Below are 15,635 nucleotides of genomic sequence, written 5' to 3' on the forward strand. Positions count from 1 at the left end.
AACACGTTAATTATACAAGATTCTACATAAATTTCACACTGGAATTTTAGTAATAATTTTATTTTTAAGTCGTAAAAAAACATATGAAATGTCTATATTTCATTCGGAACTGTACAAAAAAACAGACTATCACATACGTGAAGTCTGTTTCCCCATTCTTTTATTTTTGTACATCTGCCCATTTTAAACTTGTAGCTGGACCAAATTGATGTACATATAAATCTTTCACATATGGTTTTTGTAAGTAAGATAATCCGCGCTGGAATACCGGTGCAATTACTGCATCATCAAGTAGCATTTTTTCAGCATCCTGCATTGCTTTCCAGCGAGCCTTTTCATCATTACCTAATTCTGTTTTAATCTTCTTAATTAACGCATCATATTCTGGGTTTGCATATTCTGTATTATTAACACTACTTCCAGAAAGGAATACTTCTAAGTAAGTCATTGGATCTGGATAATCCGGTAACCAGCGTGATAACGACATTTCATATTCTTTCTTCTTCTCTAGTGCTAATTTTTGCGTATGTGGTTGCAATTTCACATTCACTTTTAAACCTGGTAAATTTTTCTCAAGCTGCTCTTTAATGTACTCTCCAACTTTTTTAAAGTTTTCTAAGTCATAATTTAATAGTTCTAACGTCACTTCATCTGTACCTGTTTCTTGCTTTGCCTTTTCCCAATATTCTTTCGCTTTTTTTACATCAGTTTTATTAAACTCACCTGCCGTACTTCTAAAATCTTTTTTATCTGGTCCCTTTAAAAATCCTTTTGGTACGTAATAGTTTGCAGCAACCGAACCATCATTTAAAAATGAATCCGCAAGTCCTTTCTTATCAAAAACTGTACTTAGCGCAAGACGTGCATTTTTATTTTTAAGAATCGGTACATTTTCATTAAATCGGAAGAAGTACATAACTGGATCTGTATATTGTTTTAGCTCTTTATTATTTTTATATTTATCCACGAATTCTGTAGAAATAACAGCTCTATCAACTTTATCTGTTTCATATAAATTTACCGCAGTTGAAATTTCTTTTACAATTTGATAGTTTACTTCATCTAACTTCACTTCTTTTTTATCCCAATACTTATCGTTTTTCTTCATTGTAAAGCTAGCTTCATGCTTCCACTCTGATAATGTAAATGGTCCATTATATACCGCTTTATTTGCTTCTAATCCGTATTTATCACCTTGCTCTTTCGCATATTTTTCGTTAATTGGATAGAAGGATGGTAAAATTAATAATTTCGTAAAATACGGTACAGGATGTTCTAGCTCTACGACGAACGTTTTATCATCCTTCGCTTTTACTCCTAATTCATCTAGACCTAGTTGTTTTTTATTTATCTTCTCAGCGTTTTTCACATCGTACGCAATGTATGCATATTGAGAAGCGGTATCTGGATTAATCAATTGCTTCCAAGCGTATACGTAATCATGAGCGGTTACTGGATCTCCGTTTGACCATTTCGCATCACGCAAATGAAATGTATATGTCTTTCCATCTTTACTCACTTCATATTTTTGTGCGCCTGCCTCAATTACTTCATCATTTTTCGATAGACGGAATAGTCCTTCCATTACGTTATTCAAAACGTTAAACGAGATTGCATCTGTGACTTTCACTGAGTTTAACGACGGAATTTCACCCGTTTCTAGTAACTGTAATACTTTCTTTTCATCTTTCGGCTTTGTTGTAGTTTTTTCTTTTGCGCAGCCAACTAAAAATGAAGAAACTAATAGAGTACTAACTAATGAGTAACGAACAACTTTTTTCATTTAAAAACCCCCTCTATTTTTAAGGTAAGTAACGACGAGCACCAGCGTATTCTTCTATATATCCTGGTGTATTTAGTGGTATAATCTCTACCGACCTTTCAGCTCTTGGTGAGTGAATCATATTGCCATCACCAATATACATTGCAACGTGATGGACACTACCTTTCCCTTGATCATGTGCAAAGAAAATTAAATCTCCCTTTTGTAAGTTTTCTTTATCAACTGCAACCCCTGCTCTTGATTGCGGTCCAGAATCTCGCGGAATTGTAATGCCGTGCGATTTATAGATCGTATGCGTGAAGCCAGAGCAATCAAATCCAAAACCACTTGTACCAGCCCATATATACGGTAAACCTAAAAACATTTTCCCTGTGTTAATTAAATCATCAGCGGTCGGTTTTGGAATATCAGTTTGAGAGCGGTAAACTGTTCCATCATTTTTTCGTAGCCATGCTTTCTGACCATTTGGCAACAATACACGGTATGAAATTGTGTCTTCACTTAATAGCGGCAGTCTTGTATTATAACTGACTTCAAGTGATTTATGTTTTTCAGAAGGATTTATATATAAAATCGCTGTTGGCTTTGTTATTAACACAAAAGGTTCATTTGTTTTATCTGCAAATTCTTGATTATATGTTAATTGCTTTTCAGGCATCCAGCCCGGATAACCTTCTTCATTTCGTGGCGTTGGCTGTCCATGCACTAATACCTTCACCCACTCGCCTTTCTTATCAATAACAGTTACTTCTTGACCGAGTAACGCTTGTGTTTCTAATTTATTTGCATTTGTTAACCATAGTTTCTCGTCAAGTGTCATTGATTTCGTCCATTTCCATAGATCCACTGGATTTGTTGTACTCGGTGTATCGATTGGCCTTAATGCATCAGGTGCTGTCCATAACGTTGCAGCAGATACATCTATAAATGCTTTATTATCCTTCTTTTCTTCAGCATTTGCCGATGTAAACGATGAAAATATAAATAAAGTTGTTAAAAATGCAGTTCCTACTTTTTTCATATATATCCCCCTTAAAAAAATAGTTTACTAGTCTCTTCTCCTAAGACTTACTATTCACTGTCGATTGAAGGTTTACCTTTGATCCAGAATAAGTCATTCCTTCCGGCTCTTCCATTAACCAAAGCGGTGCATCAAGATCAAAATAATGAATATTAGGATGCGCTGCCGCTAAATGCGCAACAGCACTAACGGAAAGTGAAGATTCCATCATGCTTCCCACCATACACTTCACACCAGCTGTTTCTGCGATATCTGCAATACGCCATGCTTCACGTATGCCACCACATTTCATTAATTTAATATTAATTAAGTCTGCATATCTTCCTTGAACGAGCTTTAATGCATCACTTGCTGAAAATATACTTTCATCGGCCATAATTGGCGTTTGCACACGATCTTTGACGTACTTTAACCCATCCCAATCTTTCGCGTGTACTGGTTGTTCAATAAATTCTATATTTAAATTACGATTTTCCATCCCTTGAATGATAGAGACCGCTTCTTTTGGACTCCAACCTTGATTCGCATCTAAACGTAATGTCGTATTTCTTGGTACCACATTTCGAATTGCCTCAATACGTTCCAAATCTAAATGCGCCTCTTTACCCACTTTAATCTTTAATGTTTGAAATCCTTTTTCTATATGTTTCTTCGCTTCTTTTGCCATTAATACAGGCTCATCCACACTCACTGTAATATCCGTATAAATTTCTTTCTTCCCGCCTAACAATGCATATAACGGCACCTTTTGATATTGGCAATATACATCATATAAAGCGATATCTACCGCTGCTTTCGCACTTGAATTTCTAATACAACTCATTTGAATGCGCTGTAGTAACTGCTGAAACTGAATGATATCTTGACCAATTAAACATGAACGCATCGGTCCTAAAATCGCTTCTTCTATTCCACTGGTGAAATCACCCGTAATAACTGGCGTTGCGGCTGCAGCTCCCTTACCAATCACTCCTTCATCTGTATGAATATAAACATCTATACTTTCAATTTCTGTTACAGTACGAAGCGCGGTTTTAAACGGTGTATGAAGTTTTACACGTCTACGATTTACTTTTACATCTGTAATTTTCATTTTGTTCATCCTTTCGTTCTCCAATGAAGTGAAATTTTAATCCACCGGAGATTTATACCCACAGATTATTAAGTAAACCTATTGGGCATTTACTCTCCTATCTCTCTACTTTGTTTCCGTTTACTTTTGATGTAGGATGATAATGTGAAATAAAAAAATCCAGCCATAAGAATGATTCTTACGGCTGGATTTTGTCTATGATTGAGTAGACAAAGCAGCAATCTGATTATATTTTTTCTGTGCATCTTTTAGCGCTACAAGTAACGCTTTTTGAGAAGAGCCGAAATATCGGTTCTTTACTTCCATTACTAACGCCGGGTCATTTATATTTTTATGTAGAAATAAATATTTAACAAATTGAGATGTTAATGCAATTGTCGCTGAGCAGTCTGCATCTACAATTTCCCCTGTATCCTTAACAAGTACAAATGCTACGAAATAGCTTTTAAACTTTTCAGTAATGGGATTATTTTGAGGTGCTTTCGCATCCCCTACGATATAAATTGTATTTGAAGCGTACACAGCTATCTTCCTTTCGTATACGAGGATAACGGGTTTCTTAATAGTCGTATGAGCGAGGAACTCAACGTTGATTAAAAAATGTATCCGCTTACCTTGTATTATAATATAATTGACAGAATTTTAACAACATTTATTTTAGTGCATATTCCATATCTATGAAAATAGCTTAAACTCTTCATTTTTACAATATGTGATTATTCTTTGTACCATTACATTCATACATAAAAAAACAGTTAGCGACGGCTAACTATTTTTTTCATTACTTGGGCATCACAAATATAGTTTCATTTGACTTAGAAAATTGATACTCTTTTCTCGCAAACTTCAAAATTTCTTCCTCATCGTCTGTTAAATTTTCTATGTTAGTCTTTAAAGAATCTTTATCTTTCTTTAAAGATACTAATTGTTCCTTTTGATCCGTAATCGTACCTTTCTTCTTATCAATTACTTCTTGTTGTTTCGTTAAAATATATTGAACGTACAGAGTAGTTGCTGCAATAAAAAGGACCATTAAAATAAGTCGCCTTAACTTCTTTTTATTTATCCTACGCTTGTCACTAGGTTGTGATAACTGCTCTGGTATATTAGGAACATTTACTCGTTTGAGTTTCCTCATTCAAATCCCCCTAACCCATATTTTTCACTACCATCGGCACGTTTTCTTACTAAACTAAATTCTATTCTTATAAAATAAACTCCTTCACAAAAATATCCCATAAATTAACCAATTAAAGATAGCATTCGACGACATTTCCATATTTACACCGATTTTTTTTATACATGCTGCTATAAAATAGTAGTTTCTGTAATTCTTTTTCTACTATTGTAGAAGAGTTTTTTCACACACAAAATTCCTTCCCTACATATCCATGTTATAACATGCTTACAAGGAGGGAAAATATGCATTACCGCACATTAGGTAACACTGGAATAACTGTTTCTGAAATAGGTTTTGGGGCATGGGCAATCGGTGGTGATGAATGGGGACCTGTTAACGATAAACAATCTATAACTGCTATAAAAAAAGCCATTGAGTGTGGTGTGAATTTTATTGATACTGCGGATGTGTATGGTTTAGGACATAGTGAAAAGTTGGTGGCTACCGCGATTAAAGGACATCGTAATGATATTATACTATCAACGAAAGGTGGTTTAATCGGACATCACTACGACCCTAATGGCGTTCCTGTATATGATACTCCTGAAAAAATCATCGCCGTATTTGAAACAAGTTTACAACGTCTTCAAACAGATTATATTGATCTTTATTTTTGTCATATTTGGTGGCATAATCGTAGAGAAACAGAAGCATTTCTACGTGCATTTGACATATTAAAACGTGATGGCAAAGTAAGAGCAGTCGGTGTTTCGACTCATGATTTACAATACATTCATCATTTCAATAACAACAACGAAATTGATATCGTACAACTTGATTACAATATATTAAATCGAAAACCAGAAAAAGATATATTACCATTCTTACAAGAGAAAAATCTAGGGGCTGTTATTCGTGGTCCATTAAAAATGGGCATTTTAACTGGAAAATTTACAAATAAAACAATTTTTCCAGATGGAGATTTACGCAAAGATTGGCCAAATGAAACTTGGTTTCAAGAAGACTTACAAACCGTAGAGAAACTTCGGTTGCTCTCAAAAAAAAATCAGACCCTAGGGCAACTTGCACTTCGCTATGTACTCTCTCATCCGGCAGTAAGTGTTGTAATTCCTGGTGCGAAGTCAGGAACGCAAGCACAAGAAAATGCAAATGCATCTGTTCGCCCTATTTTGAGTGATGAAGAGCTTAACTATATTCATTCAATATAAAAAGCCCAATCCGGGCTTTTTAATTTGGCAAACTAATATCATACTCCATTCGCTTCGCTGTGTCCTCCGCAACATGCACACCTAACAAGTTTTTCACAATATGAAATGCCATATTAATTCCAGCTGAAATTCCGGCAGATGTTATAATATGTCCTTCATCTACAAACTTTACATTTTCTATAACTTCAACATTTTGAAACTCATTTTTAAACTTTTCAATACTAGCCCAATGTGTTGTTGCTTTTAACCCTTCCAGTAAACCTGCTTTCGCCAGTAATAACGCTCCTGTACAAACTGAAGTCATCAGCTTTACTTCTTTCATTTGTTGGCGAATCCATTTTATTACTATTTCATTTTTTATTTCATATTTTCTAGCACCTAGCCCACCCGGAATTATTAAAATATCCACTGGTGGTAAATTTTCAATACTATAATCTGGCTGTACCTTCAATCTATTCCTTGCTGTAATCATTTCTCCATTCTCGCTAACTGTATAAACAGTAAATGGTTTTTCTTCATTCACCTCAGTTACAGAAAAAACTTCAAATGGTCCTGCAAAATCTAACACTTCTACTTCATTAAATAAAAATATACCAACACTCCATTTATTCATCATAAGTTCACTTCCTGTTTCAAATGATGTAAAAGGTGATCATATCCTTTTTCTAATGCAATATCATACGCTGTTTTCCCATCATTTTTCTTTATCATCTTATTAGCTCCATTTTTAAGGAGTAGCATAATTATTTCTTCATTTCCTAATAATGCCGCTTCGTGAAGTCCTGTCCAGCCACCACTTTGCATAATATTTACATTTGATCCTTTTTCAATTAAGAAAGCAACAAGTTCACTTTGCTTGTTCGCGATTGCTGCTTGCAAAGGCGTATTTTCATTTTCGTTTTTCGCTCTACTATGTATATCTGCACCGCTTTCTAAAAGAAAACTCGCTATTTCTTTTTGTCCAAAATAAGCTGCTAAATGAAGTGGTGTCCAGCCATCTTCACTACATTCGTTAACAATACTTGGACTCACCTTTATAAACTTCACTACTTTTTCCTTATGACCACTTATAACAGCTTGTGCTATTGATTGTAAATGCTCCATAATAATCTCCCATCCTTCAAACTATTTAAGCATCTCCTTCTACATGTTCTATTAATTATTACATTTTCCTTTTAAAACCTTAAGTTTACATAACAATATTATATATCCCTTTTTGTGCTTAATGCTGAATAGCAATAATGTTAAAAATACTGCCTTTAAACAATGAAGACCATGATTTCATTAGAGTTACTGAAAAAGCAAGCAAAAAACTATACACATAGTTTTCATCATATTTGTTCAGTTGCATGAAATAAAACAGGTAATGTTTATTCTGCTATTCATGCTTTCAACATATCAAATAATATTATTCCAATAAAAAAACAATCCATTTTAAAAATGGATTGTTTTTTTATTTCTGTTTTATGCGGTTTATTTTTTTTGTATTTTCAATGACGAAATAATTACGTTTACAAAAATGAAACGCCACTATCTTCGTCCCTCTTATAGTGAGTTTTTCGTTTGAAAACAAAAAACTTTTTTCACCTTACGTTTGAAAAAAACATATGTAAAATTCTCTAAAACAGCTGCCTTATCATACTAATCTATAGCAATTCTGTCTTCTTCCCTTACCTGTTTCCTTTAACACATACGATTTTAAAACAAGCGCCGTTAATGAATCTGTTAATGTTTTATATGATAAATTTGATAATGCCAATAGATCGTTCGTATATAACATTCTATGCTTCTCTAATAATAATAGCACTAATCGTTCAGACGGTTTTAATGCCTCATCACTTTCTAGTATAAAGTCTATATTTTTCATTTCTCTAATTATTACTCCTTATATAAAAAAATACTTTAGGTGCTAATTTAATATAAAAATAATACACAACAAAATTTGAAATATATTAAAATAACATTACTTTAGGACACTATTATACTATAACATATAAAAAGCATTTGCCGAAATAGGAAATGCTTTTTATATTGCTTATATAATTCTTCAAAAACCACATTTAAAAACGGTTAGTCATTCTCTAAATATGAATGACTAACCGTTTTCCAGCTTCTTCTCAATTAACATGTTTTACCTTAAATATTTATTGCAATATGCGGCTTACTGTAATGACTTGTTCCACCGCCACCTACTACTACTTTACCGCCTTTTTCAAAAATTAATAATTTACTTGAACCATCTGCAAGAAGCACTATTACTTCAGCATTATTACTTGTTGCTACATAAATTACATAACCACTCTTTGATATACAAGTTTCCCAATTCGCATCAAATTCTGATCTTACTACACGATTTGAATACACTTGATTTTCAATTCTATCTTGTTCTACGTTTTCCAAATTTATTCTCTCCTCTTCCCTGTATAGTTATATATATTAAAATAGCGACCGATTTTAACATAAATAGTATATGTAATTAGTAGGAGAATGCTTAGACAATGGAAACGAAATAGACTTCAAAAATTTTACAATTGAAACTTCTCTTTAATCATTTCCGCTACTTCTTTTGCACTCAAATACGTGTTATTAATTTTTATATACTCTTCTTTTTCAATTTCACCATGAAGAGAGTTTAATCTATGCTTTTTCATCGTCTCTTTCAAATTATTTTGAGACCACTCAATATCTCTTTTTTTCGGTTTATGTTCTAATCTATTCGGACTTTTATTCCGTTCTAATCTTTCATCTAATTCCGCTTCCAGCTCTATAAAATACACTGTCCCACCTTTTGATTCAAAAATACTTTCTACATAATGTATATAATCCCAATCCGATTGGAGGTCAAATGCCCATACATACGTAAAAATCATTCCAGATAAATCACTTTTAGATACTTCTTCAAATATTTCATTACGAAATAAACTTACTAGCCTTTTTGCTTCTGTCGTACTGTAATCAAAAATTGGACTTACTAAATCAATTGTCATGTGGTTATGAAAAAGTTTTAAACCGGTTAATGTTGCTAATTCTTGACCCACTGTCATTTTCCCAACTGCTTGTGGGCCAAATATTAATATAAGTTTCATTTATTTCCCTCCGATCTTTCTCTATAAACAATTACATAAAATTAAAAATAAGGCAGCCGATTTTTAATCGATTGCCTTATTTTTTTATTCATAGTATTAGTTCTATTCTTTTCGCACAGCTTCAAAAGTAAACATTTGATTTGCATTTGACGGTTCGTTTTTATAAGCATATTCAGCAGAGCAAGTAATATTAGAGAAACCTATACTTTCTAACAGAAGTTTAAACTCTTCTATTCCATACCAACGTACCGCAAAGCGTTGTAGTTCTGTTTGTACTAACTGTCCTTTACTCCACTTTTCATATTTCAAATATGATACAGTAACTTGGTTCAGCCAATCTATTTCAATTGATTTATTTTCTAATGTGATTCCGTCTCCGCTCGGCAAAGAAAAAGTCGATGTATGAATTTCCCCAGTCTTCCAGTCATACGGAAGCATAATATCTACGATTAATCGTCCGCCTGGATTAAGATGTTCATAAAAATATTTCAATGCGTTTATAGAATCGACACGATTTTCAATTAAACAAAAAGATCCAGTAGGAATGATAATTGCCTCATATTTATGCGGAAGTGATAATTGTTGCAAGCTTCCTTCATATAAATTAGGATGTAAGCCTCTCTCTTTACAGCGCTTACGGCAAGAATCTAGCATTTCAGGTGAATAATCTATCCCATCTACTGTAAAACCAGCCTCTAGAAGTGGAATGATGACACGCCCTGAACCTACTGCAGCTTCGAGGATTCTTCCTCTACAATCTTTTAAACGTTCTTTGTAATACTCAATATCACCATTTAAAGAATAACCGACTGGTTTTGTGTAATCATACAGTTCCGTACAAAGTGTACTATAAAAACTAAACATTTATTTTCTCCTCCGTTTTTACGTACGGAAGATTTCAATTCAACTAATCTTCCTGTACCTCGAATTTTAATGAGATTTTGAAAGAGCTGACTGTCATAATATATCACTCACTTTCCATAGAATATAATGATATTGTATTACATAACCTTCCAATTTGAAATATAAAAATTAAAAATTCAGACTGTAAATTAAAGAGCTTACTTTAGTAAGCTCTTTAGAAAAAATATTTATTTCACAATCGGCAATGTCACTTCACTTAATTTCACTGTAAGTTTCGTTCCAGCTTTCGGTCTAATTGTATAATCATAATCACTTGCAATTAAAACAACTCCGATTTGATGCCCCACTTTAAATACATAATCATCTGGCTGCATGTCCCATGTAAATGTATAATCTTTGCCCGGTTGAATCGCCGTTGAATTTTCTATACTCTTTAAGTTTTGTGGATCCATCCAGCCTCTCGTTACGATTTCCGGCTTCGCTCCTCCATAGTCAACAAGTAATGCTGTTAAATTTAATACAGATCGATCAATATTTCCTGTAATTGAAATCTTTGGTATACCACTTATACGCTTATCTTTTTGCAGTACAGGCATTGTATATACTAATCGATTGGCTACTTCTAATTCTGGGTTTGCTACTAATTGATTTGATTTTATTTGTGCATCATCTACGAATGAGAAAACTTTATTAACCGATCCCATACTTAGTCGCAAATTGACTGATTTATTACTTAAATACATACGGATTTTTGAAGGTACAGCCGCTGGATCTGGCCAATTTTTTATCTTTTGCCACGATTTATTTTCTCTTTGCACATCAACCATTGGTTCATCCATAATTCCATTTTCAATTCCGTACAACCAATAATCTAACCATTTATTTTGTGTTTGCTGCCAGTTATTACTTGATGTCCCACCGTGTCCACCTTAATATAGCCACATTTTACGAGGTACATCATTTTCTCCAAGAGCATCCCACCATTGTGCGAACTGTTTCGTTTTAACATTCCAATCGTTTAAACCATGAACAACAAATACACTCGCTTTTACATTTTTAGCATCTTTTACATAATTTCTTTTATCCCAAAAATCGTTATAATTACCCGTTTTCCGATCTTGTCCAGCAGTAAGTTCTGTCATTATCGGACCACAAACTTCTGGATTCTTTCTTGTCAGTACTGCTTCTGCCATATTATCTGTATCTTCTCCTTGATATCCGCCTGGAGCAATGACTGCACCATTTGCACGATAATAATCATACCAACTACTAATTGCTGCGATTGGAATAATTGTTTTTAAACCTTCAACTCCAGTAGTCGCAACAGCATTTGGTAATGTACCATTATAAGAAACTCCAGTCATACCTACATTTCCTGTAGACCAATTTGCCTGAACTTCCTCACCCTGTTCTGTAAATGCTTTCGCGCGACCGTTTACCCAATCAATAACAGACTTTGTACCGAGTATTTCTTGTTCATCTCCAGTTGTAGGGCATCCATCTGATTTTCCAGTACCGATACTTTCGCCTAGAATAACTGCATAACCTCTTGGCACGTAATAGTTCCCATACGAACCAAGATTAACTGCTCCATACGGTTTTCCTTCATACGCATACAATTCTTCATCTACATTATATACAGGAACATCTTTTAATCCAGATCGATATGGACTCATTTCATAAATAACAGGAACCTTCACATTCGGATCTGTCTTTGGACGCATAACTTTTATCGATACTCTGTCTTTCTTACCGTCGCGATCACTATCAACTTCTGTCTCTACATATAAATTTTCGATAATAGCTTCATCGAGAGAATAAATCGGCTTTGTCATCCATTTTCTAATTCAATTTTCGTATTTTTAGTCTCTTCCTTCTTCTCTGCATGCACATCCATAGTAAAGCTAGGTATAATTGTTGCAGATAGCATTGCTGACAGTGTAATTGCCATTTTCTTTTTACTCAAAATGTTCCCTCCCCTTATTCGTTCTCTTTTACTATATAAAAAATAACTGGAAATTCAGTTTTATTTTTATATAAAAGTTGAGAAACTCAAAGATTTCTTATTAAGTAAAATTTAATGCAGGTGTGAAAGTATTTTCCCACTCCCCCCTTCTTTATAAAGTGAAACTTTAATCAGCACTCACCAATCGGGCGTTTACGAGCAGCAGGGCCCCCGCCTAACTTCTTTGCTTCCACTGAATTTTGAAGTGGGGGTCTTACTGCCCGGCAAATAGCGGGATAAATAGAGAAAAAGACAACCGATATTTCTATCGATTGTCTTACATTCCATTTATTATTTTTCTAACTCTTTAAAGGTATCTTTCAAGTCTTTATCAGATACCTTTATATCTGCATTTTTAAGCAGATCTCTAGTAACTTGTTGATGGAATTGAGGATCTTGTATACGTTGCTGTTCTAATTCTTTACGAATATTCTCTTTCTCTTCCTCATACGGTTTAAGCTCTTTTTTATCCGTTAACTTAATAATATGATATCCGAAGGAAGATTTAACAGGTTCACTCAATTGACCAACTTCTAACTTATATGCAGCATCCTCAAATTCTTTCACCATCATACCTGGTCCAAATTCAGATAGTTCTCCACCTTTCTCTTTAGAACCTGGATCCTCTGAATATTGTTTAGCCAATGCCGCGAAATCTTCGCCACTATTTAATTTTTCTTTAATTTCTTTTGCTGTCTTTTCATCTTTCACTAAAATATGGCTAACTTGAAGCTTTGGCTTATAGTGATCTTTAATATCTTTTTCCGTTACGGTTGCTTTAATAGCTTTTTCAAAAGCGAAAGTAAGCTTTAATTTCTCTTTCAACTGATCTTCATTTTTCACACCATTAGATTCCATATATGTATTAAAATTATCGCCCATCTTGTCTTTTAATTCTTTTAGTTGTTTCGTTACCTCTTCATCCGTAACTTTATATTTATCATCTAATACTTTCTCTACTACCATTTCAGATAAATTCTGTTTACCGTAGTTTTCTTTTAATTTTTTGTTAAAATCACTTTCTGAAATGCTTCCTGATTTTGTAGTTACAATATTATCTGATGAACCACATGCGGATAAAGATAACGTCATCCCCATTAAAATGCTACCTATTACTAATTTCTTTCTTTTCAAATCCGAATACCTCACTTCATTAAATTCAAATGTAACTATGTAAATGTAACGTTTCCCTGTGAACTTCACGTGAATTTAATGAAAGTAGAACATTTGCTAATTCTCCATTTAATACATCAATTTTGAAAATTATGGTGATTCATCCTGTATCGCTAACCTCTAAAGCTGCAAAAAGGACTAATATTTTCATTAATCCTTTTTCACACTTATATAAAATTGAATTTCTCCATCTATAGAGGAAACTCCATATTCAAAACCATGTCTTTCTAAAATACTTTTCACTATCGCTAGTCCTAATCCTGTACCTGATTTTTCTTTACTACGAGAAAATTCTAGTACGTAAAAAGGCTCCCAAATTTTATCGATATCTTTAATTTTTTCCGTATGAATGCCATTTTTTATTTGAAAATATATACTTTTATTTCTATCTTCTAAAGTAATTATTATGTTTTGATTTGCTGAATATTTTATTGCATTAGAAATTAAATTTTGAAACACCATTCTCATTTTATTTAAATCTGCATAAACGATTGTATCGCTCGTATTACAGTTTACTTGCAAGTTAATTTCTTTCGAATCCAGTTCAATCTGATGCTTATCTAATATACTCTGGACCAGCGGTTCAATAGGGAATTCTTCTTTTTGTAAAATATCTCTTTCTAGTTTAGAAAATCGTAATAGTTCTTCAATTAAGTTTGATATTTGATCTGTTTGTTTAATAATTGTATCTACGTAAGTCCCATCATCTAGTCCATCTTTAATCCCCATAGAGTATGCTTTTACTAATGCGATCGGTGTCTTTAATTCATGCGTCACATCACCCATAAATCGTTTTAAATGTTCATTACGATCAGTTAAATCTTGATGTGCTTCATGTAGTTTTTCGCTCATGATATTAATACTATTGGCCAACTCTCCTATTTCATCATTCGTTTTCACTTTCGTTCTTTTAAACTGCAAATGTGAAATATCCTGAGCTACATCACTCAGCTCTTTCAGTGGCGTCGTTATTATTTTTGAAAGTATCCACACAAGTAAAATAATAAGAAGCAGCGAGAAACATACGATGTATAAGTAAAATGTATTTAACGTACTTATAATTTCATTTGAATTCGCAATAGAAGTCCCAATTAAAATTATCGTATCATCTTTCGCAATATATTTAGCAAAAAAACTCGCTTTTACCTTTCCTTGATCGTACAGTTTATTCGATTGCCCTTCCGTCTTCACTTTCATGACTTCGTCTTTCGTAATCCAAAGCTTATTTAACGTTACTTTCTTTTTCGTAAGTTGCATGCGTAATGCTTCGTTCATAGCATCTTCTGACTGATTAATTGGCGTATACGCAATTGTAACGTTGTTTTCACTTTCAATTGTATGAATAACATCCTCTATATTTTCCACTGTTGTATTTTGTATTTGTGTTGTAAATTTATTTAAGTTTTCACGTGTTTTATAAATATTATAGTTCGGTAAGAGATTGTTAATGCATAATAACGAAATCATAAAGATGAGAATAACAGTTGCAGAAATACTGAAAAATAACTTTTTTCCAAGTTTATTCACTTTGTTCCTCCAAACTATAGCCCAGCCCGCGATGCGTCTTAATAATATTTTCTCCAATTTTTTTACGCAGCCTTCTTACATGTGTATCAACAGTTCTCTCTTCTCCAAAATAGTCAAATCCCCATACAATATCTAGCAATTTTTTACGAGTTAAAATCGTTCCTTTATGATTTAAAAAGCATTTTATTAATTCGAGCTCTGTTTTTGTAATTTCTAACTCTATATCATTTTTATATACTTTATTTTTGGCGAAATTTATCTTTACATCTTGTACTTGAATAATATCATCATGCTGAATAAGCTTTTTCGCTCGTGTAATTAGTACTCCTGGATGAAATGGTTTTTTTACGTACTCATCTGCCCCACTTTGAAGCGCTGCTAATTCATCTTCGCTTTCACTTTTCGCCGTAAGCATTAACACTTTTACGCTTGAATTCTTTTTTATTTCCTGACAGACAGTAATACCACTATGTTTCGGCATCATCCAATCCAAAATTGCTAAATCAATTTTTTCATCATAAAACATTTGAAGTGCTTCCTCTCCGTCTTTCGCTAATAAAACTTCGAAGCCTTCTTTTTCAAAATAAGCTTTTAAAATTCTTAACATATCTTGTTCGTCATCTGCAATTAAAACTTTCATATTTTTTCCTCCATTGCTTTTAAACAAAAACCAATTGTATCATACAACATCTTTGTTACATGAATGTGACAGAAAAATATTTAAAGCTTTTGAG

At 33.3% G+C, this 15,635-nt stretch carries 15 protein-coding genes and 1 pseudogene; 1 reads left to right on the plus strand and 15 read right to left on the minus strand.

Annotated features, from left to right (window positions below):
- Positions 1 to 160 precede the first annotated feature (160 nt).
- The 5 genes from ACYFX0_RS28885 to ACYFX0_RS28905 all read right to left on the minus strand — a co-directional run bounded on the left by ACYFX0_RS28885 (position 161) and on the right by ACYFX0_RS28905 (position 5,035).
- Complete coding sequence (locus tag ACYFX0_RS28885; RefSeq protein ID WP_000758265.1) at positions 161 to 1,783, minus strand: peptide ABC transporter substrate-binding protein; 1,623 nt, start codon at positions 1,781 to 1,783, stop codon at positions 161 to 163.
- A gap of 19 nt (positions 1,784 to 1,802) precedes the next feature.
- Entirely contained in the window at positions 1,803 to 2,804 is a 1,002-nt protein-coding gene (locus tag ACYFX0_RS28890) for a C40 family peptidase (RefSeq protein WP_106081986.1), read from the minus strand.
- 40 nt (positions 2,805 to 2,844) lie between these two features.
- Positions 2,845 to 3,906, minus strand: coding sequence for a dipeptide epimerase (locus ACYFX0_RS28895; protein ID WP_001038454.1), 1,062 nt, complete (start codon positions 3,904 to 3,906; stop codon positions 2,845 to 2,847).
- Positions 3,907 to 4,092: 186 nt separating this feature from the next.
- Positions 4,093 to 4,419, minus strand: coding sequence for a DUF3870 domain-containing protein (locus tag ACYFX0_RS28900; protein ID WP_000271314.1), 327 nt, complete (start codon positions 4,417 to 4,419; stop codon positions 4,093 to 4,095).
- Positions 4,420 to 4,678: 259 nt separating this feature from the next.
- Positions 4,679 to 5,035, minus strand: coding sequence for an FtsB family cell division protein (locus ACYFX0_RS28905; RefSeq protein WP_001228728.1), 357 nt, complete (start codon positions 5,033 to 5,035; stop codon positions 4,679 to 4,681).
- 284 nt (positions 5,036 to 5,319) lie between these two features.
- On the opposite strand from ACYFX0_RS28905, the gene ACYFX0_RS28910 reads away from it, so the two are divergent.
- Positions 5,320 to 6,246 carry an aldo/keto reductase gene (locus ACYFX0_RS28910; RefSeq protein WP_000559370.1) on the plus strand — a complete coding sequence of 309 codons (927 nt, stop codon included), beginning with the start codon at positions 5,320 to 5,322 and terminating at the stop codon, positions 6,244 to 6,246.
- Positions 6,247 to 6,265: 19 nt separating this feature from the next.
- Here the strand turns inward: ACYFX0_RS28910 and ACYFX0_RS28915 are convergent, their stop codons facing one another.
- The 10 genes and pseudogenes from ACYFX0_RS28915 to ACYFX0_RS28960 form a co-directional block, all read right to left on the minus strand.
- Positions 6,266 to 6,862: a DJ-1/PfpI family protein gene (locus ACYFX0_RS28915; RefSeq protein ID WP_106081985.1), complete on the minus strand. Its 597-nt coding sequence runs from the start codon at positions 6,860 to 6,862 to the stop codon at positions 6,266 to 6,268.
- Positions 6,859 to 7,350, minus strand: coding sequence for an ankyrin repeat domain-containing protein (locus ACYFX0_RS28920; protein ID WP_106081984.1), 492 nt, complete (start codon positions 7,348 to 7,350; stop codon positions 6,859 to 6,861). Before ACYFX0_RS28920 ends, ACYFX0_RS28915 begins: the two co-directional genes overlap by 4 nt.
- Before the next feature lie 532 nt (positions 7,351 to 7,882).
- Entirely contained in the window at positions 7,883 to 8,113 is a 231-nt protein-coding gene (locus tag ACYFX0_RS28925; protein ID WP_000789031.1) for a hypothetical protein, read from the minus strand.
- Positions 8,114 to 8,382: 269 nt separating this feature from the next.
- Positions 8,383 to 8,646 (minus strand): hypothetical protein, encoded by a 264-nt coding sequence (locus tag ACYFX0_RS28930; protein WP_000432422.1) that lies wholly within the window; start codon positions 8,644 to 8,646, stop codon positions 8,383 to 8,385.
- 125 nt (positions 8,647 to 8,771) lie between these two features.
- Positions 8,772 to 9,332, minus strand: coding sequence for an AAA family ATPase (locus ACYFX0_RS28935; RefSeq protein WP_098829565.1), 561 nt, complete (start codon positions 9,330 to 9,332; stop codon positions 8,772 to 8,774).
- Between the two features lie 102 nt (positions 9,333 to 9,434).
- Positions 9,435 to 10,196, minus strand: a complete 762-nt coding sequence (locus ACYFX0_RS28940) for a class I SAM-dependent methyltransferase (RefSeq protein WP_000490920.1) — start codon at positions 10,194 to 10,196, stop codon at positions 9,435 to 9,437.
- A 227-nt stretch (positions 10,197 to 10,423) separates the two neighbouring features.
- Positions 10,424 to 12,162 (minus strand): annotated as a pseudogene (locus ACYFX0_RS28945) (Xaa-Pro dipeptidyl-peptidase).
- A 330-nt stretch (positions 12,163 to 12,492) separates the two neighbouring features.
- Positions 12,493 to 13,335 (minus strand): peptidylprolyl isomerase PrsA, encoded by an 843-nt coding sequence (locus ACYFX0_RS28950; RefSeq protein WP_016098636.1) that lies wholly within the window; start codon positions 13,333 to 13,335, stop codon positions 12,493 to 12,495.
- A 189-nt stretch (positions 13,336 to 13,524) separates the two neighbouring features.
- On the minus strand, positions 13,525 to 14,901 hold the full coding sequence (locus ACYFX0_RS28955) for a sensor histidine kinase (protein ID WP_106081983.1): 1,377 nt from the start codon (positions 14,899 to 14,901) through the stop codon (positions 13,525 to 13,527).
- Positions 14,894 to 15,541, minus strand: coding sequence for a response regulator transcription factor (locus ACYFX0_RS28960; protein ID WP_000865984.1), 648 nt, complete (start codon positions 15,539 to 15,541; stop codon positions 14,894 to 14,896). Before ACYFX0_RS28960 ends, ACYFX0_RS28955 begins: the two co-directional genes overlap by 8 nt.
- Positions 15,542 to 15,635: the final 94 nt, after the last annotated feature.

The organism is Bacillus sp. NEAU-Y102 (assembly GCF_054788175.1).

Excerpts from the sequence above, each read along its gene's own strand:
- ACYFX0_RS28895 (WP_001038454.1), bottom strand. The coding sequence starts at position 3,906 with ATGAACAAAATGAAAATTACAGATGTAAAAGTAAATCGTAGACGTGTA.
- ACYFX0_RS28890 (WP_106081986.1), bottom strand. The coding sequence starts at position 2,804 with ATGAAAAAAGTAGGAACTGCATTTTTAACAACTTTATTTATATTTTCA.
- ACYFX0_RS28935 (WP_098829565.1), bottom strand. The coding sequence starts at position 9,332 with ATGAAACTTATATTAATATTTGGCCCACAAGCAGTTGGGAAAATGACA.
- ACYFX0_RS28960 (WP_000865984.1), bottom strand. The coding sequence starts at position 15,541 with ATGAAAGTTTTAATTGCAGATGACGAACAAGATATGTTAAGAATTTTA.
- ACYFX0_RS28905 (WP_001228728.1), bottom strand. The coding sequence starts at position 5,035 with ATGAGGAAACTCAAACGAGTAAATGTTCCTAATATACCAGAGCAGTTA.
- ACYFX0_RS28910 (WP_000559370.1), top strand. The coding sequence starts at position 5,320 with ATGCATTACCGCACATTAGGTAACACTGGAATAACTGTTTCTGAAATA.
- ACYFX0_RS28925 (WP_000789031.1), bottom strand. The coding sequence starts at position 8,113 with ATGAAAAATATAGACTTTATACTAGAAAGTGATGAGGCATTAAAACCG.
- ACYFX0_RS28885 (WP_000758265.1), bottom strand. The coding sequence starts at position 1,783 with ATGAAAAAAGTTGTTCGTTACTCATTAGTTAGTACTCTATTAGTTTCT.
- ACYFX0_RS28920 (WP_106081984.1), bottom strand. The coding sequence starts at position 7,350 with ATGGAGCATTTACAATCAATAGCACAAGCTGTTATAAGTGGTCATAAG.
- ACYFX0_RS28940 (WP_000490920.1), bottom strand. The coding sequence starts at position 10,196 with ATGTTTAGTTTTTATAGTACACTTTGTACGGAACTGTATGATTACACA.
- ACYFX0_RS28915 (WP_106081985.1), bottom strand. The coding sequence starts at position 6,862 with ATGATGAATAAATGGAGTGTTGGTATATTTTTATTTAATGAAGTAGAA.